The organism is Dietzia alimentaria 72 (genome assembly GCF_000226215.1).
GTDB classification, from domain to species: domain Bacteria; phylum Actinomycetota; class Actinomycetes; order Mycobacteriales; family Mycobacteriaceae; genus Dietzia; species Dietzia alimentaria.
In genome coordinates, this window is the sequence record NZ_AGFF01000002.1 from 14,154 (window position 1) to 36,945 (window position 22,792).

General features: G+C 69.9%; 17 protein-coding genes and 1 tRNA gene. 9 read left to right on the forward strand and 9 right to left on the reverse strand.

What is annotated here, in order from left to right; all coding sequences use genetic code 11:
* Positions 1-144 precede the first annotated feature (144 nt).
* Genes ON04_RS00130 through ON04_RS16885 form a run of 5 tightly spaced genes read left to right on the forward strand, consistent with a single transcriptional unit; the run spans position 145 to position 3,433 of the window.
* Positions 145-696 carry a PadR family transcriptional regulator gene (locus ON04_RS00130; protein ID WP_010539532.1) on the forward strand — a complete coding sequence of 184 codons (552 nt, stop codon included), beginning with the start codon at positions 145-147 and terminating at the stop codon, positions 694-696.
* Positions 693-1,781 carry an inositol-3-phosphate synthase gene (locus ON04_RS00135; protein ID WP_010539533.1) on the forward strand — a complete coding sequence of 363 codons (1,089 nt, stop codon included), beginning with the start codon at positions 693-695 and terminating at the stop codon, positions 1,779-1,781. Before ON04_RS00130 ends, ON04_RS00135 begins: the two co-directional genes overlap by 4 nt.
* 48 nt (positions 1,782-1,829) lie before the next feature.
* Positions 1,830-2,426 carry a hypothetical protein gene (locus ON04_RS00140; RefSeq protein WP_010539534.1) on the forward strand — a complete coding sequence of 199 codons (597 nt, stop codon included), beginning with the start codon at positions 1,830-1,832 and terminating at the stop codon, positions 2,424-2,426.
* Between the two features lie 34 nt (positions 2,427-2,460).
* Positions 2,461-3,129, forward strand: coding sequence for a HemK2/MTQ2 family protein methyltransferase (locus ON04_RS00145; protein ID WP_010539535.1), 669 nt, complete (start codon positions 2,461-2,463; stop codon positions 3,127-3,129).
* Positions 3,116-3,433 (forward strand): CDGSH iron-sulfur domain-containing protein, encoded by a 318-nt coding sequence (locus ON04_RS16885; RefSeq protein WP_010539536.1) that lies wholly within the window; start codon positions 3,116-3,118, stop codon positions 3,431-3,433. The genes ON04_RS00145 and ON04_RS16885 overlap by 14 nt, the downstream gene beginning before the upstream one ends.
* 46 nt (positions 3,434-3,479) lie before the next feature.
* Here ON04_RS16885 and ON04_RS00155 read toward each other — a convergent pair whose 3' ends face one another.
* Together ON04_RS00155 and ON04_RS00160 are read right to left on the reverse strand one after the other, a co-directional pair.
* The gene (locus ON04_RS00155) at positions 3,480-4,496 is read right to left on the reverse strand and encodes an iron-containing redox enzyme family protein (protein WP_010539537.1); all 1,017 of its coding nucleotides are present in this window, start codon (positions 4,494-4,496) and stop codon (positions 3,480-3,482) included.
* Positions 4,497-4,505: 9 nt separating this feature from the next.
* Entirely contained in the window at positions 4,506-5,714 is a 1,209-nt protein-coding gene (locus tag ON04_RS00160) for a hypothetical protein (protein WP_010539538.1), read from the reverse strand.
* Between the two features lie 223 nt (positions 5,715-5,937).
* Here ON04_RS00160 and fdh point away from each other — a divergent pair, with 223 nt between their 5' ends.
* Genes fdh through nrfD form a run of 3 tightly spaced genes read left to right on the forward strand, consistent with a single transcriptional unit; the run spans position 5,938 to position 11,246 of the window.
* On the forward strand, positions 5,938-9,192 hold the full coding sequence (gene fdh / locus ON04_RS00170; RefSeq protein ID WP_420795307.1) for a formate dehydrogenase: 3,255 nt from the start codon (positions 5,938-5,940) through the stop codon (positions 9,190-9,192).
* A 3-nt stretch (positions 9,193-9,195) separates the two neighbouring features.
* The gene (locus tag ON04_RS00175; RefSeq protein ID WP_010539541.1) at positions 9,196-10,173 is read left to right on the forward strand and encodes a 4Fe-4S dicluster domain-containing protein; all 978 of its coding nucleotides are present in this window, start codon (positions 9,196-9,198) and stop codon (positions 10,171-10,173) included.
* Positions 10,173-11,246, forward strand: coding sequence for an NrfD/PsrC family molybdoenzyme membrane anchor subunit (gene nrfD / locus ON04_RS00180; RefSeq protein ID WP_010539542.1), 1,074 nt, complete (start codon positions 10,173-10,175; stop codon positions 11,244-11,246). The genes ON04_RS00175 and nrfD overlap by 1 nt, the downstream gene beginning before the upstream one ends.
* Here the strand turns inward: nrfD and selB are convergent.
* The 3 genes from selB to ON04_RS00195 form a co-directional block, all read right to left on the reverse strand.
* Positions 11,239-13,002: a selenocysteine-specific translation elongation factor gene (selB, locus tag ON04_RS00185; protein ID WP_010539543.1), complete on the reverse strand. Its 1,764-nt coding sequence runs from the start codon at positions 13,000-13,002 to the stop codon at positions 11,239-11,241. The two genes, nrfD and selB, sit on opposite strands and share 8 nt — an antisense overlap.
* Positions 13,002-14,282, reverse strand: a complete 1,281-nt coding sequence (gene selA / locus ON04_RS00190; protein WP_029457372.1) for an L-seryl-tRNA(Sec) selenium transferase — start codon at positions 14,280-14,282, stop codon at positions 13,002-13,004. Before selA ends, selB begins: the two co-directional genes overlap by 1 nt.
* Positions 14,283-14,414: 132 nt before the next feature.
* Positions 14,415-14,510 (reverse strand) — tRNA-Sec (locus ON04_RS00195).
* 72 nt (positions 14,511-14,582) lie between these two features.
* Here ON04_RS00195 and selD point away from each other — a divergent pair.
* Positions 14,583-15,593, forward strand: a complete 1,011-nt coding sequence (gene selD / locus ON04_RS00200) for a selenide, water dikinase SelD (RefSeq protein ID WP_010539545.1) — start codon at positions 14,583-14,585, stop codon at positions 15,591-15,593.
* A gap of 294 nt (positions 15,594-15,887) precedes the next feature.
* On the opposite strand, the gene ON04_RS00205 is transcribed toward selD, so the two are convergent.
* The 4 genes from ON04_RS00205 to ON04_RS00220 all read right to left on the reverse strand — a co-directional run bounded on the left by ON04_RS00205 (position 15,888) and on the right by ON04_RS00220 (position 22,490).
* On the reverse strand, positions 15,888-17,087 hold the full coding sequence (locus ON04_RS00205; RefSeq protein WP_010539546.1) for an amidohydrolase: 1,200 nt from the start codon (positions 17,085-17,087) through the stop codon (positions 15,888-15,890).
* Positions 17,062-18,954 carry an alpha/beta hydrolase family protein gene (locus tag ON04_RS00210; protein WP_010539547.1) on the reverse strand — a complete coding sequence of 631 codons (1,893 nt, stop codon included), beginning with the start codon at positions 18,952-18,954 and terminating at the stop codon, positions 17,062-17,064. The genes ON04_RS00205 and ON04_RS00210 overlap by 26 nt, the downstream gene beginning before the upstream one ends.
* Positions 18,947-21,547: a carboxylate--amine ligase/circularly permuted type 2 ATP-grasp protein gene (locus ON04_RS00215; protein WP_010539548.1), complete on the reverse strand. Its 2,601-nt coding sequence runs from the start codon at positions 21,545-21,547 to the stop codon at positions 18,947-18,949. The genes ON04_RS00210 and ON04_RS00215 overlap by 8 nt, the downstream gene beginning before the upstream one ends.
* A 142-nt stretch (positions 21,548-21,689) precedes the next feature.
* A complete protein-coding gene (locus ON04_RS00220) occupies positions 21,690-22,490 on the reverse strand; it encodes a crotonase/enoyl-CoA hydratase family protein (RefSeq protein ID WP_010539549.1) in 801 nt (266 codons plus the stop codon).
* Between the last annotated feature and the right edge of the window lie 302 nt (positions 22,491-22,792).

Below are 22,792 nucleotides of genomic sequence, written 5' to 3' on the forward strand. Positions count from 1 at the left end.
GAGCGGCCCGCACTGGGCCCGGAATCCTCCGCGACCCGTCGGAGCGATGCCCCCATGGCTATATCGGCCCGATACATCAGCGGGTGTACGATCGGTGACCGTCGTGAAAAAGGCGTAGGTACGAGGCACGGGGAAGGAGGCGTAGTGCTGGAACTGGCGATCCTGGGACTGCTCGACGAGCGTCCGATGCACGGATACGAGTTGCGTAAGCGACTGTCCGAGATGCTCGGCACCGTCCGGACCGTGTCCTTCGGATCCCTGTACCCCACGCTGCGCCGACTGAGGGCGCAGGGCGACATCGTCGAGAACGCCTCCGCCTCCACCGTGACCAAGCCGCCGGCCACCGCGCGGCGCGGCCGCAAGACGTACCGCATCACCGCGCAGGGGAAGGAGATGCTGGCGGCCCTGCTCGACGAACCCGGCACCTCCTCGTTCGCGGACGACGGCTTCGGCGTCCACCTGGCCTTCTTCGACCGCACTCCCGGCGCCGCCCGCGTGCGACTGCTCGAGGGCCGACGCCGCGTGCTCGAGGAGCGCCGCGAGGGCCAGCGCGACGCCGCCACGCGCACCGGTCCCACCGAACTGCGCTACGCCCGGCAGCTCACGCTGCTCGGACTCGAGACCAGTGAGCGCGAACTGCGCTGGATCAACGAACTCATACAGACAGAGAACCCACCTCAAGGAGAACCCCAATGACCGACCAGAAGGTGCGCGTCGCGATCGTAGGCGTCGGCAACTGTGCTTCCTCGCTCGTGCAGGGCGTCGAGTACTACAAGGACGCGAAGGTCGACTCGACCGTCCCCGGCCTCATGCACGTCAAGTTTGGCGACTACCACGTCAACGACGTCGAGTTTGTGGCCGCGTTCGACGTGGATGGCAAGAAGGTCGGCGTGGATCTGGGGGAGGCCATCCTGGCATCCGAGAACAACACCATGAAGCTCTGCGACGTCCCGCCGACCGGCGTGACCGTCCAGCGCGGCCCGACCCTCGACGGCCTCGGTAAGTACTACCGCGAGACCATCGAGGAGTCCTCCGCCGAGCCCGTCGACATGGTGCAGGCACTCAAGGACGCCGAGGTCGACGTGCTGGTCAGCTACCTGCCCGTGGGCTCCGAAGAGGCTGACAAGTTCTACGCCCAGTGCTGCATCGACGCCGGCGTGGCCTTTGTCAACGCACTGCCCGTGTTCATCGCCTCCGATCCCGAGTGGGCCGAGAAGTTCCGCGCGGCCGGCGTGCCGATCGTCGGTGACGACATCAAGAGCCAGGTCGGTGCCACCATCACCCACCGCGTCATGGCCAAGCTGTTCGAGGACCGCGGCGTGGCCCTGGACCGCACGTACCAGCTGAACGTCGGCGGCAACATGGACTTCAAGAACATGCTCGAGCGTGAGCGCCTCGAGTCCAAGAAGGTCTCCAAGACCCAGGCCGTCACCTCCAACCTCGAGGGCTCGCTCAAGAACAAGATCAACGACCGCAACGTCCACATCGGCCCGTCCGACCACGTTGAATGGCTCGACGATCGCAAGTGGGCGTACGTTCGTCTCGAGGGACGCGCGTTCGGCGACGCCCCGATCAACCTGGAGTACAAGCTCGAGGTGTGGGACTCGCCCAACTCGGCCGGCATCATCATCGACGCCGTCCGCGCTGCCAAGATCGCCAAGGACCGCGGCATCGGAGGACCGATCATGCCCGCCTCGGCGTACCTGATGAAGTCGCCGCCGGTGCAGATGCCGGACGACAAGGCCCGCGCCGAGCTCGAGGCCTTCATCATCGGGGCCTGACCCGAGAAAACCGGGGCCACGTGGCCCCGAGCAGGAGAAACAGGACCTATGCAGAACACAGCGACGCACCGCCCGCACTCCACCACCGGACGTCGCCGTGTCCCGGCCGTCATCGCCATGGCGATGGCGGCCGGGGTCGTGCTCGGGGCCTGTTCCGCGGACCCGGAGACCGAACCCGCACCCGCGCCGGCCACGAAGTCGGCCACCTCGTCGTCGTCGTCATCGGTCCCGTCCCCCACCACGCCCGAGGTTGCCGAACAGGTCTCCGACCCACCCGCACCCGCCGCTCCCGCACCCGCCGCTCCCGCACCAGTGGCGCCCCAGCCAACGCCGCAACTTCCCGCGAACGTGGTGGGCACCCGTGGCCCCTGCCACATGCTGGGCGAGGTCGCACAGGCGGAAGACGGGTCCGCACTCTTCTGCACCCAGAGTCCGGGCGACGCCGGGCCACTGTGGATGCCCTCCGCTCCCGGCGGCGGCGACGGCGGCGCGGGCGACGGTGCGGCAGGCGGTGCGATCGGACAGGCCTTCCCCGGCGGCCCGTGCAGCCAGGAGGGCCTCGCCGTGGCCGGGCCCGGGGGAACCGTGCTGACCTGCTCACTCACCGGTGGCGGCGACGTTCCCGGTGGTCTCTACTGGAAGTAGTCCACCCGCCACCCGCCCCTCGCCCGGAGGTCCGATGACGCAAACGCGATTCGCCCACATCGAGGTCCACGACGGTGTCTACGCACCGCAGGAGGATTCTTTCCTACTCTGCGAGGCGCTCGAAAGTTGCGACATCGTTGCTGGCAAGCGTGTCCTCGACATCTGTACGGGTAGCGGGATCCTCGCAGTCGAAGCTGCACTCAAAGGTGCGCGCGAGGTCGTGGCCTACGACATCTCACCCGCCGCCGTGGCCTGCGCGACCCGCAACGCGCAGCGCGCCGGCGTGACCGTGGATGTGCGGCTGGGCACTCTCGAAGAAGCCCGCCACGCAGGACCCTTTGACGTGGTGGTCTCCAACCCTCCGTACGTCCCTTCTGAGGCGCCGATCGAGGGCACCGGACTCAATCGCGCCTGGGACGCCGGGGCCGATGGCCGCGTGGTGCTGGACGAACTCTGCGACCTGGCCCCGGACCTGCTGGCGCCCGACGGGACAATGCTGATCGTGCACTCGGAGTTCTCCTCGCCCGCCCAGACGTTGCGTCAGCTCGGACGGGCCGGGTTCGCCGCGCGGGTCGTGGCCGGCCGCACCGTGGAGTTCGGACCCGTCATGACCGCCTACGCTGAGCGCCTCGAAGCCGCCGGGCTGCTCGAGCCCGGCCGGCGGGAGGAGGACCTGGTGGTGATCCGGGTTGACCGCGCATGAGTGCGTGGGTGGAGGCGACGACGCGGGCGGTGCAGGCGCTGCAGGCGCCGCAGGCGCCGCAGGCGCTTCGGACGGTCACGATCTCGGTGAGCTCGGCGAGCTGGTCGCGAGCGAGGCGCGAGTAGTCCGCGTGGTGCCCGGCGGGCCGCTGCTCGTCGAGGGCCCCGTCGACCTGACGACCCCCGATGGCGTCCGCGTCTGTTCAGACCGGTTCATGGTGGCGGTGTGCCTGTGCCGTCGCAGTAAGGCCTACCCGATGTGCGACACCAGCCATCGCCGCAAGGAGCGACCGAAAACTCGGTGACCCGGCAGATCCCGGATAGCTGATGTCGCGGACGCCGGGTGGCACTTCAGGCCAGCAGCGAGGACTGCCCGCGGCGCCAGGCATCCATCATCTTCTGCGCCGCCAACTCGTCCAGGTGATCGAGGGTGCGCATACCGAACACCACGTCAGCGGCCAGCTCAGGTTCGCGCCGCAGCAGGTCACCTACCACGTCGTGGCGCATGACCTGCTCGTGGACGGCGTCGGCCTCCACGTGCTCGGCGTAGAAGTGGATACACGCTTCGGGGGCGCCCATCCTCCGCAATCCGGTCACCAGCCGGGCCGACCCTGGCGACGACGTGATCTCGATTGCCGCGAAGTGGCCGATCGCGGCGCCACGTAGCGACCGGTGCAGGCCGAACATGGACATGAGGTTGACCGTCGACAGGGTCTCGGCGGACACCTGGTCGATGTACCCCAGGTAGGTCGGGTCCAACTCGGCTGCGCTCATGAGGTCCACCCACAGTTGCTGGTGGACGCGCTCGCCGCGGCCGCCGCCGAACTCGTCGAACTCCACGGCCACGAACGATGCCTTGGCCTGGCCCTGCAGCCGCGGAATGGCGAACGCGTGGGGGTCGCCCTCCTTGAGGTGATAGAGCGACCTGTGGGCGAAGTATTCGCGGATCTGCTCCCACGAGCCCTCGTCCTTGAAGAACCAGGACGGGCCGGTGCCGGATGTCGCCTCCACCGACAGCGCATCCATCTCGGCCACGGGGTCGTGGCCCGGCTCCACCGCCGAGCGCAGGTAACCGAGGAATACCGTCTCGAGGTCCCGCCTCATCCGCAGCAGGTCTGGGTCCCACTCGAGCTCGGCGTCCACGGCGTCAAAGCCCCGGTAATGCAGCTCGTACAGCGTGTACAGCGCGAGGTGAAGATCTCCACCCAGGGGATCGGTGTCCGCCGGAACCGTCGGCAACCCGTCTGTGCGTCCTGTCGACAGCGCCCGGACAACCGCGTCCGACAGCGGGCCACGGGCTGCGGGCAACCGCGGCGCGGTCACTGCGGATCCGACGGTCGGGGCGGAGGCGGTCGGTGCGGCGGTCATAACCCTTGTCTACCCCTTCGGCCGGTCGTCCTCCACCTCGCGAGCCGCGCGGTAGTCGCCCTGATCGCCGTCGCCTCCGTCGCCGTCGCCCCGGTCACCGTCGGCCTCGTCGTCGTCATCCTCTTCGTATTCACGCTCGATCCGCTCCTGTTCCTCCTGCTCCGCGCGGTCGCCCTCCCCGTCCTGGTAGCTCTCGAACATCTTGCGCCGCTCGTGCCATCGCAGGCTGTACGTGGCTTCACGGACGGCGTCCTCGTCGTCGAAGTTCAGCCCGAGCGCGCCCGCGAATGCACCGAGGCTGCTGGAGAGCCAGGCCAGGTGGACGTAGTCGAGGGCGGTGACCGGCCGGTCGAGTTGGGTCGTGAGATAACCGGCGTCCATCACGACCAGGGCGAGCAGGAGCATCGCCGCCACGAGGCCGATATACATCATTCCGACCCCCACGCTGACCGTCAGAACCGTCGCCGCGTTGTCCAACCGCCGATTACCCGGGGTGAGTGCGTCATCCGAGCGGGTCCACAGACCGTTGCGGACGATCAGCCACACCACGAGCGTCATCACGCCCAGCACGCTGATCAGCAACAGTCGGAGGGGATGCAATGCCGCCGCGAGCGAGGCGATACTGCCGTAGAAAATGCCGAACGCGCCTGTTCCCGCCCCGGCCGCCACCACACCGGACAGGGCCGTCATGAGCCGGCGCGGCCTGTTGTTGAGCACCATGCCACCGAGCAGGCGTCCCTTATTCACGAATCCAGGTCGCTGCGCGGGGGACAACCCCTCTGTGCCGGGCGCCCCCATCCCGGTGCTGCCGACGCCCGATTGCACCAGGTGCAGGGCCAGTTTCCGCACCTTCGCGCGCACCCGAAAGACGCCGAGGACCGGCACACACACCAGTGCCGCGGCGGTCGAGCCGCTGACGTCATACAGCAGCGGGTGTCCGTCGGGGTGGGTGGCCAGGTCCGTCAGATAGAGCACGAAGTCCCAATTGTGCTGATGCAGCAACCGGGGGGCGTGCTGTGTGAGTCGGATGTCGCCGTCCGGACCCAGGGGCAGTGTCTCTTGGTCTACCTCGACCCGCCAGCGGCCCCCGAGTTCGCGGGTCAGATCAGCTGACAGGTCGTCTGCGATCGCCACCGCGACGTCGCGCGGCACTCCGGGGTCGGCCATGAGCCCGACGGTCGCCCACGATTCATCGTTTTCCGATCTCTGCTCGTCCACTCCACCATCATGCGGTCGCGGAGCTGCCGCGCGGGGGACGCGCGACGGAATCGGTTCCTGACGAGCCCCCGCGGAAGCGTGAGGGCAGGTTGGCGGAAACGGTTGCGGGTGTGACTTCTCTGGCGTTATATGGGTCCCGTTGAAAGGGGTTCGCAGCCGAGCACCGGAGGTGGCGATGTCGGAGGAACGCTCCCAGCCCGATCACGCGCGATCACGGATCGGCCTGGGCCGCCGCGGATCGCCGCTGAACTGGCCCGTGTGGCGGCAGTTCACCGGGGACGACCCGTTCGGTCGAGGTACCGCGACCCGCTCTCGACGATCGCTGGAGATCACCCCCCGCACCACCACGGCCGACAAGGTGGTCAAGAGCGTCTGTCCGTTCTGCGCGGTCGGGTGCGCCCAGGACGTCTACGTCTCCGACGGCAGGGTCATCCAGATCGAGGGCGACGACAACAGCCCCATCTCGCGCGGCCGCCTGTGCCCCAAAGGCTCGGCGAGCAAACAGCTGGTGACCAATCCGGACCGCATCACGACGGTCCTGCACAGAAAGCCGTACGCGGCCGACTGGGAGGAACTCGACCTCGCCACGGCAATGGAGATGATCGCCGATCGTGTGCTGGCAGCACGGGAGGAATTCTGGGAGGACACGGACTCGAACGGCGACCCGGTCCGGCGCACCCGGGGCCTCGCCAGCCTCGGTGGGGCGACGCTGGACAACGAGGAAAATTACCTCATGAAGAAGCTGTACACGGCGCTCGGCGCGATCGAGGTGGAGAACCAGGCCCGCATTTGACACTCCTCCACCGTTCCCGGTCTGGGAACCTCATTCGGGCGTGGTGGTGCCACGAACTACCAGCAAGATCTCGCGAATTCCGACTGCATAGTCATTCAAGGCTCGAACATGGCCGAGGCACATCCGGTCGGGTTCCAGTGGGTGATGGAGGCCAAGCGTCGCGGCGCCACGATCATCCACGTCGATCCCAGGTTCACGCGTACCAGCGCGTTGGCTGACCAGCATGTGCCGATCCGCGCCGGAGCCGATATCGCTTTCCTCGGCGGCCTCATCAACTACGTCCTCACCCACGACGCCTGGTTCCACGACTACGTGGTGGCCTACACCAACGCGGCCACCCTCATCGACGAGGAGTTCCTCGACACCGAAGACCTGGCGGGAGTGTTCTCCGGCTACGACGAAGAGGGCCGCGAGTACACCCTCGAATCATGGCAATACGAGGGTTCCTCGGAACAACGGCCGCACGAGAGTGGCGGTCACGCCGAGGGGATCGAAGAGAACCCCTCCGAAGTCGCCGGATCCGGAGGGGCCCGGGCCTCGTCCACAACTGCCCACCCGCCGCGGGACGAGACCCTGCAGCACCCGCGGTCGGTGTTCCAGATCCTCCGCAGGCACTACAGCCGCTACACGCCGGAGATGGTCGAGCAGGTCTGCGGCGTCCCCGCCGAGGATTTCCTTCGGGTGGCGCGCGCGCTGACGGAGAACTCGGGTCGCGAGCGCACGTCAGCATTCTGTTACGCGGTGGGCTGGACCCAGCACACCGTCGGCGTGCAGTACATCCGCACCGCATCGATCCTCCAGCTCCTGCTGGGCAACATCGGCCGCCCGGGCGGGGGCATCATGGCCCTGCGCGGTCACGCGAGCATCCAGGGATCCACCGACATCCCCACCCTGTACGACCTCCTGCCCGGGTACCTCCCCACCCCTAACGCGAGTCGGCACCACGATCTCGACAGTTATATAGGCACGGACGACGAGGCCAAGGGCTTCTGGGGAAATATGCGGTCCTACACCGTGAGCCTGCTCAAAGCCTGGTGGGGAGACGCCGCGACGGCGGAGAACGACTATTGCTTCGGCCACCTGCCCCGCCTCACCGGCAAACATGACTCGACCGCCACCGTGCAACGCCAGATCGACGAGGGCGGCGGCGGATACTTCCTGGTGGGCGAGAACCCGGCGGTGGGGACGGCGAACGGCCGCATGCAGCGGGCCGGCCTGGCGAATCTGGACTGGTTGGTCGTCCGCGACCTGGTGATGATCGAGAGCGCCGACTTCTGGAAATCCGGGCAGGAGATCGAGACCGGCGAGATGCGCACGGAGGAGATCGGCACCGAGGTGTTCTTCTTCCCCGCGGCCAACCACGTCGAGAAGAAGGGCTCGTTCACCAACACGCAGCGGATGCTCCAGTGGCGCCACCAGGCCGTGGAGCCGCCCGGGGACGCACGCAGCGAACTGTGGTTCTACTTCCACCTGGGCCGCATCATCAAGGAACGACTCGCCGATTCCACGGACCCCAGGGACCGGCCGGTCCAGGACCTGACCTGGGACTACCCGATGGAGGAGGGGACGGACGAGCCCGACGCCGAGGCTGTCCTGGCCGAGATCAACGGCACGGGCCCGGACGGGGCACCCCTGTCGACGTACACCCAGCTCGCCGACGACGGCTCCACCCGCTGCGGCTGTTGGATCTACTGCGGCGTGTACGCGGACGGCGTCAATCAGGCGGCTCGGCGCAAATCGCGGCACGATCAGAACGACTTGGCGTTGGAGTGGGGCTGGGTTTGGCCCGCCAACAGGCGAATCCTCTACAACCGTGCCTCCGCCGATCCGCAAGGGCGGCCGTGGAGTGAACGCAAGGCGCTACTGCACTGGGATGCGGAGGCCGATGGCGGCGCTGGTCGCTGGATCGGAGACGACGTACCGGACTTCGAGGTGGGCAAATCCCCCGACTACGTGCCCCCGGAGGGCGCGGTCGCCGAAGCCGCGATCGGCGGCGCCGATCCGTTCATCATGCAGGATGACGGACGCGGCTGGCTCTACGCTCCCCGCGGGCTGGCGGACGGGCCGCTGCCCGCGCATTACGAGCCACCCGAATCGCCGGTTCGCAACGCCGTCTACCCCGGAAAAACCTCCAACCCGACGATGACCCCACGGCGAAACAAGTACAACCCCGAGAACCCGGCGCACGGTGAGCCCGGGAGCGAGGTGTTCCCGTTCGTCTTCACCACCTACCGCCTGACCGAGCATCACACCGCCGGGGCGATGAGCCGAACCCTGCCGTACCTGTCCGAACTGCAGCCGGAGTTCTTCTGCGAGGTCAGCCCGGAGCTGGCGGCCGAGCGCGCGCTGGAGCACGGCGGCTGGGCCACCATCGTCACCTCGCGGTCGGCGGTCGAAGCGCGGGTGCTGGTCACCCGCAGGATGCGCCCACTCGTCATCGACGGCACCACCCTGCACCAGATCGGCCTCCCGTACCACTGGGGCAGCAACGGCGTGAGCATCGGTGACGCGGCCAACGACCTGCTGGCCCAGAATCTCGATCCCAACGTGTCGATCCCGGCGACCAAGGTCACCAGCTGTGACATCGTTTCAGGACGGCGCCCGCGCGGGCCTGCGCTCCGTGAGTTCGTCGAGGGATACCGCAGCCGCGCGGGAATCGGGACCACCCCGGAAACGGAGAGCTGAATCATGTCCGCCTTCCTGTCCGACCTCGGCCGGTCCTTCTTCGGCGAGTCCGGCCCGGCCCGCGACAACGGGTACCAGGACCCGCCGCCCCGCAAGGGCTTCTTCACCGATACCTCCGTGTGCATCGGGTGCAAGGCCTGCGAGGTCGCCTGTAAGGAGTGGAACCTCATCCCCTCCGACGGCCTCGAGCTCACCGGTAATTCGTACGACAACACCGGGTCGCTCGGTGCGTCCACCTGGCGCCACGTCGCGTTCATCGAACAGGAGGTGCCGGCCCGCCCGGCGGCGGGGAGCCCGTCCCAGGACGCCGGCACCGGTGGCTCCGTTCCCGTCGACCTGGGTCTGCCGACCGCGACCCTGCCCGGCATGACGCCGGAGGCCCCCGAGGGCACCGACTTCCGGTGGCTTATGGAGTCGGACGTCTGCAAGCACTGCACACACGCAGCGTGCGTGGACGTCTGCCCGACCGGAGCACTGATGCACACCGAGTTCGGCACCGTGGTGGTGCAGAGCGATATATGCAACGGCTGCGGCTACTGCGTGAGCGCGTGCCCGTACGGCGTGATCGAGCGCCGCTCGGGCCCTGCGGGCGACCCTGCCGTGGGGATCGCGCAGAAGTGCACGCTCTGCTACGACAGGTTGACAGAGGGCCAGACGCCCGCCTGCGCCAAGGCGTGCCCCACCGATTCGATTCAGTTCGGTGACCTCGACGAGCTCCGCGAGCGCGCGGCCGGACGCCTGGACCAGCTGGTCGAGGCCGGCGAGCCGAACGCGCAGCTCTACGGGCACGACTCTCGCAACGGCGTCGGCGGCACAGGGGCGTTCTTCCTACTGCTGGACGACCCGGAGGTGTACGGACTGCCGCCGGACCCGGTCGTCTCGACGCGCCACGTGGGCGCGATGTGGCGCCAGGCCGCCCTGGCCGGGGTGGCCCTGCTCGGCGGTGCGGTGGCCGCCTTCGCCGCGGGGGGCGGGTCCTGATGGCCACCCGGGGCGAAGATCCGCTCGGAGAGGTGACCGCGGCGGGTCGTTCGCCGCGTCCGGGCGGGCGCCGCAGGCGCAGGGGCCGCGAGCAGCTCATGGTGCCGGACGCGGAGTTCCAGTCGTACTACGGCAAGCCCATCGTCAAGGCCCCGCCGTGGAAGTACGACATCGCCGCCTATCTCTTCCTCGGCGGTCTCGCCGGCGGCTCGTCGCTACTCGCGGCCGGTGCTGACCTCGCGGGCCTGCCGCGCCAGCGCCGCTCGGCCCGCATCATCGCGCTCGGCGGGATCACCGGCAGCCTGTATTACCTCGTCCGAGACCTCGGACGCCCGGAACGTTTCCACCACATGCTGCGGGTCCTCAAGCTCACGTCGCCGATGAGCGTGGGCACCTGGATCCTGTCGGCCTACGGCCCGTTCGCGGGCCTGGCGCTGGGGCAGGAGATCGTCCCGCTGCTGCCCGACCGGCTGGCGCGGCGCCTGCCCACCGACCTCATCATCCGCGCGTCGCGGCCGGCCGGGATCGTCGCCGCGCTCGTGGCACCGGCCGTCGCGTCCTACACGGCAGTGCTGCTCACCGACACCGCTGCTCCCAGCTGGAGCGCCGCCCGCCGGGAGCTGCCGTTCGTCTTTGTCGGCAGCGCCGCGGCCGCGTCAGGCGGGCTGGGCCTGGTGTTCGCCCCCCTCCATGAAACGGGCCCCGCCCGGCGGTTCGCCGTGGGCGGTGCTGCTCTCGAGCTCGCAGCCGACCAGGTTATGCAGCGTTCGATGGGGATCGCGGTGGAGCCGCTGCACGAGGGCCGGGCCGGGGCGTATCACCGGGCCGCTCAGGTCCTCACAGCCGCCGGCGCGGTGGGTGCGGTGCTCGGCCGTCGCAATCGTGTGATGTCCGCCGTGGCGGGTGTCGCGCTCGCGGCGGGGTCGGCGTGCACCCGGTGGGCGGTGTTCCACGCCGGGATGGCGTCGACCGAGGACCCGAAGTACGTCGTGATCCCGCAGCGCGAGCGGCGTGACGCCCGCGGGGGCGGCGAGGACTACGCGGACCAGGTGCGCGAGGGCAGGGTCAGCTGACGACGTGGCCGTCGTCGCCCTCCCGGCGAGTGAGCCCGCTCGCGGCGAGCAGCTCGAGCAGGGGCATCACGACGCGCCTCGAGGTGTCCAGGTGGGTGCGAGCGCTGCTCGGGGTGAAGGGCTGCGGTAACTGACGCAGCCGCCGGGCTGCGTCGTTCACCGCGTCCGCGCCCAGCCACACTCCGGCACCGACGCCGGTGAGCAGCCCGGCCCGTTCGCACGCGGCGAGCTCTCTCGGCCCGAGCTCGAGTTTTGCCAGCTCGTCGGCGGTCGGCGCGTCGAACGGCGTGAGCCGGAACCGCTCGGCCAGTGCCTCCGCCGCCGCGCGGACCGCCGTGGGCAAGCCCGGGCCGTCTCCGTCGACGACCCTGCCGCCCTCGGCTCGGAGCGACGCCGCCGCCGGGTGGTCGAGGACTGCGGTGATCAGGGCGGCGTCCGGGATTTCGAGTGCCCGGCGAGCGGCCTCCGTGGTCAGGCCGGGCTCGAGGGGGTCGTCGCGGTCGTGCTCGCGGACGGCCCCGACCAGTGTTGTCGCGAGGCCGGCGACATGGTCCGGGTCGATCACCCAGCCGCGATGCGCCTCGGTGGTGGGCGGGACGGGCACGCCCCACGCGCGCAGGTCGTCGACGTGGACCACGCCTCGGCGCCGCAACTCGGACACCAGGTCCGGCGTCTCCGGGATCGCTGCCAGCTCATCGGATCTGCGACGGGCCGCGCCGCGGCGTCGTAGCGGCGGCGGGGCCGGGTCCAGTACAACAGCGCCGGACGGAATCCGGTCTGCGCCCGGTTCGCGCAGGATGAGCCGGTCCCCCGCGCGCAGCGGCAGTGGGTCCGCCAGCGCGAGTCGCGCGTGACCCGCATCGAACGGCCGCACGTGCGCGGCGGTCGCGACGGATCCGACGTGCACCATGACCTGCTCCAGCAGCTCCTGCGCCACCCCGTCGACCCGAACATCGACGGTGCTGACCGCACGCCACCGACGAGGGGTGAGCAGGGTGCTGCCGCGCGGGATATCGCCTGCCGGCACTCCTCGCAGATTGACGGCGATCCGTGCCACCGCGGACACCTCGTCCCGCGGCCGTCCGAGAGACTGCAGGCCCCGCACGGTGACCTGCAGCCCGCCGGGACCCAGCTCCAGCGCATCGCCCGTACGCATCGTCCCCGCGGACAACGTGCCGGTGACGACTGTGCCGGCGCCGCCGATGGTGAACGACCGGTCCACCCAGAGCCGCACATCAGCGCCCAGGTCGGGCTCTGGCAGCAGCGTGCCCAGCCGGGCGAGCTCGGCGCGTAGGGCATCCATGCCCTCTCCCGTGACAGCCGAGACGCACACCGCGGGCACGTCCGCGAGCGGTGTCCCGGCCATGGCCTCCCGCGCCTCGGCGAGCGCGAGCTGCGGATCCAGCAGATCGCTGCGGGTGATGACAAGAATTCCGTGCCGGACCCGCAGCGCGGTGAGGGCGTCGAGGTGCTCGGCGGATTGCGGCATCCATCCGTCATCCGCGGCCACGACGAACATCACCGCGGGCACGGGCCCGATTCCGGCCAGCATGTTGGCGACGAACCTCCGGTGACCGGGGACGTCGACAAAGGCGACCGTGCGGCCGCCGTCGAGGGTGGTCGAGGCGTACCCCAGATCGATGGTCAGCCCGCGCCGTCGTTCCTCGTCCCACCGGTCGGGCTCCTCGCCGGTCAGCGCGCGTACGAGGGTCGACTTGCCGTGGTCGACGTGGCCGGCGGTGGCGACGACGAACATCAGGCGAGTGCCGCCGCCCGGAGCACCAGCCGACCGAGCTCGTCGTCGTCACCACTGGGTAGTGCGCGCAGATCCAGCAGGCACCGGCCGTCGGTCACGCGCCCCAGGACGGCGGGGCGTGACGCGCGCAGCACCTCCGCGTAGCGCTCGGGCAGGGACACCGCGGCGCTCGCCAGCTCGACGCCGGGAGCTCCCCCGCCACCGACCGCGGCGACCGACCGCACGGCCTCTGCGTCGAGGCCAGCCTCTCGCAAATGTCCGGCGATCTGCTCGGCACGATCCCACAGCGCGGCGGGGTCGGCCTCGAGACCCGCGACGACGGGCGGACGCGGGCCACGCAGAGTCGCCTCGAGAGCAGCCAGGGTGAGCTTGTCGACCCGCAGCGCGCGGGCCAGCGGGTGTCGACGCAGCCGGTGTACGAGGTCGGCGTCGCCGGCCAGCACCCCGGCCTGCGGACCTCCCAGCAGCTTGTCCCCGCTCGCGGTGACGAGGTCGGCGCCCGCGGCGAGTGTGGTGGTGATGTCCGGCTCGTCCGGCAGCGCGGGGTGGGGCCCGAGCAGGCCCGACCCGATGTCCACCACCAGCGGCACGCCGATGTCCCGCAGCTCGGCGGGCTGGACGGTCGAGGTGAACCCGGTTACCACGAAGTTGGACGGGTGGACCTTGAGGACGAACGCCGTGGTGTCGTCGATCGCTCGGGCGTAGTCGCCCGCGTTGACGCGGTTGGTGGTGCCGACCTCGCGTAGCCGGGTTCCGGTGGATTCGAGCAGCTCGGGCAGGCGGAAGCCGTCGCCGATCTCGACCATCTCGCCGCGTGCGATGACGATCGTCCGGCCTGGTCCGCCGAGTGCGGTCGCTGCCAGGGCGAGGGCGGCCGCGCCGTTGTTGACCACGTGGACGTCGCCCGCCGTCGGGACCGCCGCCCGCAGTGCGTCGAGCGCGCCGCGGCCCCGCTTTCCCCGTCGCCCGGTGGTCAGATCCAACTCCACGTCGTTGGTCCCCGCGGCCTCGGCGAGCGCCCGGATCGCAGCGTCCGACAGCGGTGCCCGCCCCAGGTTGGTGTGCAGGAGAACGCCGCTGGCGTTGAGGACCCGGGTCAGCGTGACGGGCGCGGTGGGCAGTGCATCCACGACGGCGTCGACAATCTCGCCGGCCGGCAGCGCCCCTGCTCGAGCCGAGTCCTGCGCGCGGCGGATCTCGGCCTTGACCAGCGCGTGTCCCAAGCCCGCAACCGCGTCGGCGAGCCGGGGATCGCGGAGCAGGACATCGGTCGACGGGATGAGTCGGCGCGGATCGGTCGACGGCGTCCCCTCGCGCGGCTGCTCGGCGATCGTCGGTTCCCCTCGTTGTGTGTGCTGGAGCGTGTGTGCTGGAGTCGTGTGTGCTGGAGTCGTGTGTGCTGGAGTCGTGTGTGGCGGAGGCGGACGGGAATCGAACCCGCCTGACCGAGATACTCGGCCACGTCGGTTTTGAAGACCGCGGGGACCACCAGGTGCCCGGACGCCTCCCTGCCCCCACGAGACTAGGCGGTCATCCCCGACCGCGCCCACCGATCCAGCCCACGTCATTAAGGTCGGGTCATGGCCACCGATCCCGCCTCCCCCATCGCCCGGCTCACCTCGTATGCCCACGGCGGAGGATGTGCCTGCAAGATCCCGCCGGGCGCGCTCGAAAGCGTCGTCTCGGCTCTCGTCGGCGCCACCGTGCGCGAGCCTGCCGCGGAACTGCTCGTGGGACTCGACGACGGCGACGACGCGGCCGCGGTCCGCATCGCCGGCGGGCAGGCGGTCATCAGCACGGCCGACTTCTTCACGCCCGTCGTCGACGACCCTTACGACTGGGGTCGCATCGCCGCGGCCAACGCACTCTCGGACGTCTACGCGATGGGCGGCACCCCGATCGTCGCGATCAACCTCCTGTGCTGGCCGATGGACGTGCTTCCATATGAGATGGCCGGTGAGGTGCTGCGGGGCGCACAGGAGGTGGCCGGCGCCGCAGGTTGCCACGTGGCGGGCGGTCACAGTGTCGACGACCCGGAGCCCAAGTTCGGCATGGCGATCACCGGCATCGCGGACCCGGATCGACTACTGCGCAATGACGCCGGGCGTGCCGGGGTGCCGCTCTCGCTCACCAAGCCACTGGGCATCGGTGTGCTGAACAGCCGGCACAAGAACACAGGAGAGATGAGCCGGGAAGCGATCGAGACCATGACCCGCCTCAACGACGTGGCCTCCCGTGAGGCTCTGGCGGCCGGGGTCGAGTGCGCGACCGATGTCACCGGGTTCGGCCTACTCGGCCACCTGTACAAGATGGCCCGGGCCAGCGGGGTCTCCGCCGTCATCGACTCGGCCGCGGTCCCCTATCTCGCGGGTGCCCGTCAGGCGCTCGCCGACGGTTTTGTCAGCGGCGGGACGCGGCGCAACCTCGACTGGGTGCGACCGCACCTCGACAGCGGAGTGAGTGAGGACGAACTGCTCCTGCTCGCCGACGCCCAGACCTCGGGCGGACTGCTCGTGGCCGGGGAGATCCCCGGAGGGACCGTGATCGGAGAGCTGGTGCCCGCCGGCGACGCCGCCATCACCGTGCGCTGACGAGGTTCGGGGTGGGCGATTACTGGCGGCACGGGCAGCAGCGCAGCGCAACTGCCGCCGGTCTCGCTGCGACTGTGACCCACGCTGCGTGAATGTACGCACCACCCCGGGTTACGCTGCGAAAACGGGCCAGACACGCAGCGTAGGTCGAGGGGGCAGCGTAAGCGGCCGGGGTCGCGCTGCGAGAATGCTCGCCGCGACGCCCGGGCGCACAGCGCACAGCGCAGCGAAGGTCGCACAGCCCGGGGTGCACGGTCGGCAGCGGAACTCGCGGGTCGCTCCGGGCGTCGGGGGTCACTCCGCGCGGTGGAGGCGGGCGAACGCGTCAAAGATTCGGGCACCGTGGGCCAGCGCGCGCTCGTCGAGCACGAACGCCGGATGGTGCAGATCCGTCTCCTCGGATTCGCCGTCCCACACGCCCAACCGCAGGTAGACGCCGGGGATCTCCTCGGTGTACCAGGCAAAGTCCTCGCCACCGCTGGACTGATCCGCAGTGCCCACGCCCTCGGGCCCGAGCACGGATTCCACGGCCTGCGCGGCAAGCTCCGCGCATTCGGCGTCGTTGACCACGGGCGGCACGCCCTGGACATAGTCAACCTCGGCGCGAATCTTGTACAGCGCTGCCAGGTGCTCGATTGACTCACGTACGACCGGCTCGACCGTGGCCCAGACCTCGCGGTCGGCGCTGCGCAGCGTCCCCCACAATTCGCCGGCATCCGGGATGACATTGGGCGCGGAGCCGCCGGCGTTCACGGAGCCCCAGGTCAGGACGGTTCCTGAGCGGGGATCGGTGCGGCGGTCGATCGCGCTTCCCAGACCGAGGACGATCTGCGCGAGGGCGTGGACCGTGTCCTGCGTCTCGTGCGGACGGGCGGTGTGCCCGCCGTCCGAATACACGTGGACGCCGATCTTGGCGTTGGACGAGGTGATCGGTCCGGCGGTCACGCCGACCTCTCCGACCTCGCGGTGGGGATCGCAATGCAGCGCCAGAATTCGGTCGACACCCTTGACCACGCCCTCCTCGACGCAGGTCTTGGCCCCGCCGGGCATGGTCTCCTCCGCGGGTTGGAAGATCAGGCGGATCGGACGCGGCGGCGGGTCGGCCACCAGGAGTTCGGCAGCCCCGAGGAGCATCGCTGTGTGCCCATCGTGCCCGCAGGAGTGGCTGACGCCCTCGACCTCCGAGGAGAACGACTCGCCGGACTCCTCCGACATCGGTAGGGCATCGATGTCGGCGCGCAGGGCGACGACGTCCTTCGCGGGGGCGTCATCGGCGGCCGGTACGTCACACCACAGCCCGGTGCCCAGGTTGAACCTCTGAGGCTTGAGCCCCAGTTTCTTGAGCTCCTCGGCAATGAATGCCGTGGTCTCGGTCTCTTCGAACGACAGTTCCGGATTCGCGTGGATGTGGCGCCGCCACCGGGACAACCGCTCGTCGAACTCGTCCGGATCCCTCTTCTTGGTCGTGCTATCGGCCTTCCCTCGCCCGAGCATCGAACACCTCCTGACAGAACTGGACCACCCGATCACCCAGCAGCTGACGGTTGGCCAATTTCACGAACTCATGACCCTCGTCCTCGAACAGGAGCACGTCCACCGGTACGTCCCGTTCGCGCAGCGCCTGGGCGGCCTGTTCGGTCTCGCTGACCGGAACGTTCGTGTCGTGAGCCCCGTGGACGAACAACATCGGCACATCCACCCGCCGGAAACGGCGGAGCGGCGAGGCCTCCCTGAGCAGCTCCTGCTCTTGCAGCGGGTCGCCGTACTTCGGGTAGGCGGCCGCGGCAATCCACGGCTCGGTGTCGCGGTAGAAGGTCCGCAGGTCGCTCATCCCGCACGCCGCGATTCCGCCGCTCCACCGGCCCGCATGGCGCACCAGCGTGGCGTTGACGAGGTACCCGCCGTACGAGCGGCCCGAGACCACCGCCCGATCCGGGTCGGCGATTCCCTCGTCCACGAGATGCAGCAGCGCGTCCTCGACGTCGTCGATCCCGGCGAACCGTCCGTACCGGTCGTCGGCGTGACTGAAGAATCGCCCGAACCCGGTGGAACCCCGGACGTTAGGTGCGAAGACGGTCACCCCGGCATCCAGCAAACGCAGGGCGACGTCGTTGTAACCGGGCCGCGACTGTCCCTCCGGACCGCCGTGCAGGTGCACGACGGTGGGAGCGGGCTCACCGGCCGGATCAGAGCGGTACAACCATCCGCTCATCTCCAGACCATCGCGGGCAGTAAACCGGACCAGCTCGGGCACTGGGTCCGGCTCGTGGGGGCCGGGGCCTGACCAGCGACCGGAGACCACGTCGTACAGGACCACCCGAGGAGGCTCGTCGAGGCTCTCGACCGTCACGGCCAGCAGACTGCCGTCGGCCGTGACTGTGGGTGCCGAGGCCACCACGTCCGATAGTGGGGGTCTGGCGATCACCCGTGGGCGGTCGGCCCGCAGGTCCAGGACCTCCAGCTCCGAGAGCCCTCCGCGCACGTTCCACAGCAGGACAGCGGTTGAACGATCGAGGCTGACCTCGATCGTGTCCAGGTCCGCGTTCGGCCGGAAGGCCAGGGGCCACGAGTAGGTGCCGTCCTCTCCGGACTCGACCGCGAGCAGCCCGGTCCGGTCAGCGGAATGGTCGCTGCGCACCACCATGCGCATCGGCCGCTCGGGCCCGCCGGCATCGAGGATCACCCCGGCGTCGGTCGTGGCCCCCGTGTCGACGGGCAGGAGTGGCCACCACCGACCGTCGGGAACGATGCGCAGCAGTTCACGGTTGCCGCGGGCGCCAACCCGGAACAGGGCGGCTCCGTCACTGACATGGACCAGCGCGCCTCCCATGCGGCGATCGACCACGGTGGCCTCACCCGTCTCCGGGTCGACGAGCCTGCCCTCGGCCACGCCTTCGGCATCGAAAGCCGTGACCGCGAGCAACTCGCCGTCCCAGCCGACAATCCTCACGGTGGCGTCGCCCCAGGTCTCCACCGCCCGGGCACTGCGGTCTTCGGGATCGGTGGTTACCAAAAATATCCGATCACGTTCGCCACCATCCGGCGCCACCTCACAGGCCAACCATGTGCCGTTGGGCGAATAGGAAACTCTTCGGACAGGGCCCTCGATCGGCAGCACGACGTCGCGCTCGGGTCCCGCGCCGTCGAGCCCACCCGGGCCGAGCGGACGCTGCACCGCGCGCGGGTACCCGGCCCGTTCGGTGACCACGCAGGCCAGCATCGAACCGTCCGGGGACAGGCAGGGCGAACTCGTGTGGCGGACGCGGCCGGGGCCGACGGCGTCATCCGGCGGCCCCGCGACGTCGCGGGACTCGGTTTCCTCTGTGGTCTCGGTGAAGTCAGGTGCGGTGGTGTCAGGCACGGTGGATCCAGGTGTCCTTTCCTCCCCCTCCGCTGGAGGCGTTGACCACCATCGTGCCCGCCGGGGCGACGCGTGTCATGGCGACCGGCGGGGCCTGGGCAATGATCTCCCCGGTCTCGCCCCGGTTGAGCATGATGAACGCCCGCATGTCCACGTGGCGTCGCTGCAACTCTCGTCCGTCGAAGGTCGGCAGCGTGGACAGTGACTGCACTTCCTGTGCGACAAACCGTTCGCCGTTGCGCTTGATCTCGTCTCTACGTACGTCGAGTTCACGCGGGGAGCATTCTGGGCCGACCGTGATGCCGGATCCCCCGTACCCGTCGATCGGCTTGGCCACCAGTTCACCGAGGCGGTCCAGCACCAGCCTGCGCTGGTCCGGATCCGCGCACACGTACGTGTCGACCTGTCCGATCAGGGGCTTTTCACCGAGATAGAAGTCAATGATCTGCGGGACCCGCGCGTAGATGGCCTTGTCGTCTGCAGCTCCGTTGCCGGGCGCGTTCACCACCGAGACCGCCCCCGCCGCCATAGCGTCGAGCAGCCCCTGCCGCAGGCGTGCACCGTCCGAGCCCTCCGACGACAGCAGTATCTCCTCGTCCATACGGACGTAAAGTACGTTGATCGGATGGCGGCCCTCGTCGTCGTCGTCGCGGAACAGTCGCCCGCCCTCGGTGACCAGCGCGTCCGGGGTGACCACCGCGGCGCCCACCGCCTCAGCGGCGGCGATGAGGTCGAACGCCTCCAGCTCGTCCTCGGCCACCACCACCGTGATCTCGGGGTCGTCGACGCCGGCCGGCGCAGCCGCGCGCAACGTCGTGCCCAGCATCTCCAGACCGGCGCGAGGGTCGTGCACCTTCGACCGGGTACCGAATTCCGGGTAGCCCTCAGCGGTGCGGTCCCGCAGCGCCACCGACATGGCCAGCCCGCCCGGCATCCGCAGGTTGTCCTCGAGGACGATCCACTCGCCCGGCCCCGTCGAGACCAGATCCGCGCCACACACCGGCGCGTGCAGCATCCCCTCCGGTACCGCGCGACCGGTGGGCCGGAACCCGGGCGCACGCTGCAGGGCCTCGATCGGCACGACGCCCGCGCGCGTGATCTCCCCGGCCCCGTAGATGTCCTGGAGGAACATCTCCAGCGCACGGGCGCGCTGCTCAAGGCCCGCCGAGATCCGCTCCCACTGGTCCGCGGGCACGATGCGCGGCACGGGATCCAGCGGGTAGACCTGCGGCGTGTCGTAGCCGTAGACCTTGAGGGTGATCCCCAGGCCCCGCAGCCGCTCGTCGACGCCGTCCTTCCGCTGGCAGAGCTCCTTGGGCCCGAGGTCGGCGACCGCTTTGAGCACGTCCACGTACTCGGGCCGGGGAGCACCATCCGCGGTGATCGCCTCGTCATGCACGTCCTCGGTCACGGCCTCGCCCAGCGGCGAATACGCGGCGAGCATCGACCGCATGCCCTTGTCGTCTGAAATCGCGCGCGGTCGCAGCCGACCGGAGGTCTCCGCGAGCAGGACCGCCACCACGTCTTTCCGGCGGCCGCGACGACGGTGCGCCGATCGTTGCCTGGCGGCAGAGGTACCGGTGGCGCGGACGCCGTCGAGGAGGTCCCGGACCAGGTCGGCTTCGCCGGTCGCCTCAATGCGCGCCTCGAGGTCGGTCACGAGATCCACCAGCACCTCGGTGGCCGGCCGCGGTCGTCCGGTGACCACGTCCACGAGATCTCCCTCAAGCCCGGATCGCGCCGCGCGCCAGAACGCCGCGTCCAGAACCGCCGGGGACGGGTCCTCCCACGCCTGGGCCCCGCGGGCGCGATCGTCCAGGAGGGCGTCGACGGTCGCGCGGAACAGAGCGGCGACGACGACGAGGGTGTCCACGGTGCTGCAGGAATCGCATGCCCGGAACTCCACCCCGTCTCCGTCCCGGGACGGCCGGATGTCGACCCCGATCGCCTCGCGTCCCGCGACCACGCCGGTGCCCACGAGTTCGTCCGCCGCGGCGAGCATGCCCTCGACGGTGTCCGAGGCGAAGGCCGTGACGTGCGCCGGCGACCACCGGGTTTCGAAGGTTCGGGTGGAGGCGTACCCGGAGTCGGTTCCGTCGGCCCAGTAGGGCGAGCTCGCGCTCATCGCCAGCAGGATCGGCGCCACCGCCACCGCACGACGAGCGACGTACTGCGCCTCGTCCGCGTCGGCGACCTCCACCACCACGGAGAAGCGGGCGGCCGCCCGGGTCTGGGACTCGTGGCCCGGCGCCGGGTGGGCCTCTCCCGGGGCCAGATCGAACTCCACCCCCGGGGAGGCGAGGGAGCCCGCCGCCACGATCCCGACGCCGTGCTCCTGTGCAGCCCCACCCAGAGCTGCACGGTTACGCCGGAGTGCGCCTGCGAGATCCTCGAGACCGGTGTGCGACCCCGCGCCGGAGACCACCAGCGCCCCATGGTGTGCCGTCGCCGCGTCGATCCCTGGCGCTGCAGTGTCGGCGGTAGCGTCCAGTGTCGTGAGCACCTCTGGTGCGCGGCGAACCGGTCGTCGGGTCCGCAGATCGACGAGGTGGAGTTCCTCTTCAACCCTGATCCATCGTTGTGTGTCGCGCATGGGCGATCACGCTAGGACCCGGCACGCCGGTTCGCATCCGGTGGGGGCGGTGCCGCTCGCGGCCGGGGCCCGCCTCAGCTGCCAGGCGGGACCCGTGTCAGCCGTCAGGCGGGGCCGGGGTCAGCTCTAATCGGGGTCCGATTCAGCGTGCCTTCCACACCGGGGCGCGCTTCTCAGCGAAGGCCCGCGGCCCCTCCGCAGCGTCCTCTGAGGTCATCACGTTAATCATCTCCGTGTCGCTCAGCTTCCACTTGTCGACCTCCGACGGACGCTCGCCGTCGGTGATCCCGAGTGCCACGCGCTTGCTGCCCTGAACAGACAGTGGCGCGTTGGACGCGATGCTGTCGGCTAGTTCGAGCGCGGTGTCGAGCAGTCGATCAGCGGGGACGACCCGATTGATCAGGTGGAGTTCAAGCGCCCGCTCGGCCGAGATCGGCTCGCCGGTGAGGATCATCTCCATGGCCACCCGGTGGGGCAACTGCTCCGGCAGCCGGAATGCACCACCGGCGGCAGCGATGAGCCCGCGCTTGACCTCCGGCAGCCCGATCATCGCGTGGTCGGCGGCCACCACGAGATCGCAGGCCAGGGCGATCTCGCAACCCCCGCCCAGGGCCGTGCCGTTGACCGCGGCGATCACGGGCACCGACACGTAGTGCTGCATCATCCCCGCGAATCCCCACTGCCGGTTCTCCGCCGGGAAGATGTCCTCGCCCTTGGAGATTGCCTTGAGGTCGGCCCCCGCGCAGAACGACTTCTCGCCTGCGCCGGTGATCACCACGACCCGGATCTCGGGATCGGTGTCCGCCTCGTGCAGGGCGTTGCCGAGCAGCGTGCTGACCTCGCCGTTGACGGCATTGCGGGCTTCGGGCCGGTCGATTGTCACGAGCAGGACGTGGCCCCGGCGCTCGGTGTGGACGGCGGGACGGTTTTCCGATGAGGTCATGTATCCAGTCTCGCCTGCCGGGAGTCTGCGCGCAGAGCCTCGGCACGATTAGGTCGGCGCGGTCGGGTCGGCGTGATTGGGTCGGCGCGGTCGGGTGGCGGGCTGACGGCTGCTCGCGGGCGGCGCCGGGGCCGGGAGCTGGGCGGGTCGCGGCCCTGTACGCAGGCTCGGCCGCAGACGCGCGGCCGAGCGGGCAATCCGGCAGCACACCCGGCAGCTGCCGAGGGCGGGCTGGGCGGTGCCGGGGGCCTGCGGGCACTCCGGCAGCGCACCCGGCGCCGGATACGCTGGCGCTTCGGCTT

Bases quoted from the DNA above. Each gene is read 5' to 3' on its own strand.
- ON04_RS00215 (WP_010539548.1), bottom strand. From the start codon at position 21,547: ATGCGCGACACACAACGATGGATCAGGGTTGAAGAGGAACTCCACCTC.
- selD (WP_010539545.1), top strand. From the start codon at position 14,583: ATGGCCACCGATCCCGCCTCCCCCATCGCCCGGCTCACCTCGTATGCC.
- ON04_RS00145 (WP_010539535.1), top strand. From the start codon at position 2,461: ATGACGCAAACGCGATTCGCCCACATCGAGGTCCACGACGGTGTCTAC.
- ON04_RS00175 (WP_010539541.1), top strand. From the start codon at position 9,196: ATGTCCGCCTTCCTGTCCGACCTCGGCCGGTCCTTCTTCGGCGAGTCC.
- nrfD (WP_010539542.1), top strand. From the start codon at position 10,173: ATGGCCACCCGGGGCGAAGATCCGCTCGGAGAGGTGACCGCGGCGGGT.
- ON04_RS00205 (WP_010539546.1), bottom strand. From the start codon at position 17,087: ATGCTCGGGCGAGGGAAGGCCGATAGCACGACCAAGAAGAGGGATCCG.
- ON04_RS00135 (WP_010539533.1), top strand. From the start codon at position 693: ATGACCGACCAGAAGGTGCGCGTCGCGATCGTAGGCGTCGGCAACTGT.
- ON04_RS00155 (WP_010539537.1), bottom strand. From the start codon at position 4,496: ATGACCGCCGCACCGACCGCCTCCGCCCCGACCGTCGGATCCGCAGTG.
- selB (WP_010539543.1), bottom strand. From the start codon at position 13,002: ATGTTCGTCGTCGCCACCGCCGGCCACGTCGACCACGGCAAGTCGACC.
- ON04_RS00220 (WP_010539549.1), bottom strand. From the start codon at position 22,490: ATGACCTCATCGGAAAACCGTCCCGCCGTCCACACCGAGCGCCGGGGC.
- ON04_RS00140 (WP_010539534.1), top strand. From the start codon at position 1,830: ATGCAGAACACAGCGACGCACCGCCCGCACTCCACCACCGGACGTCGC.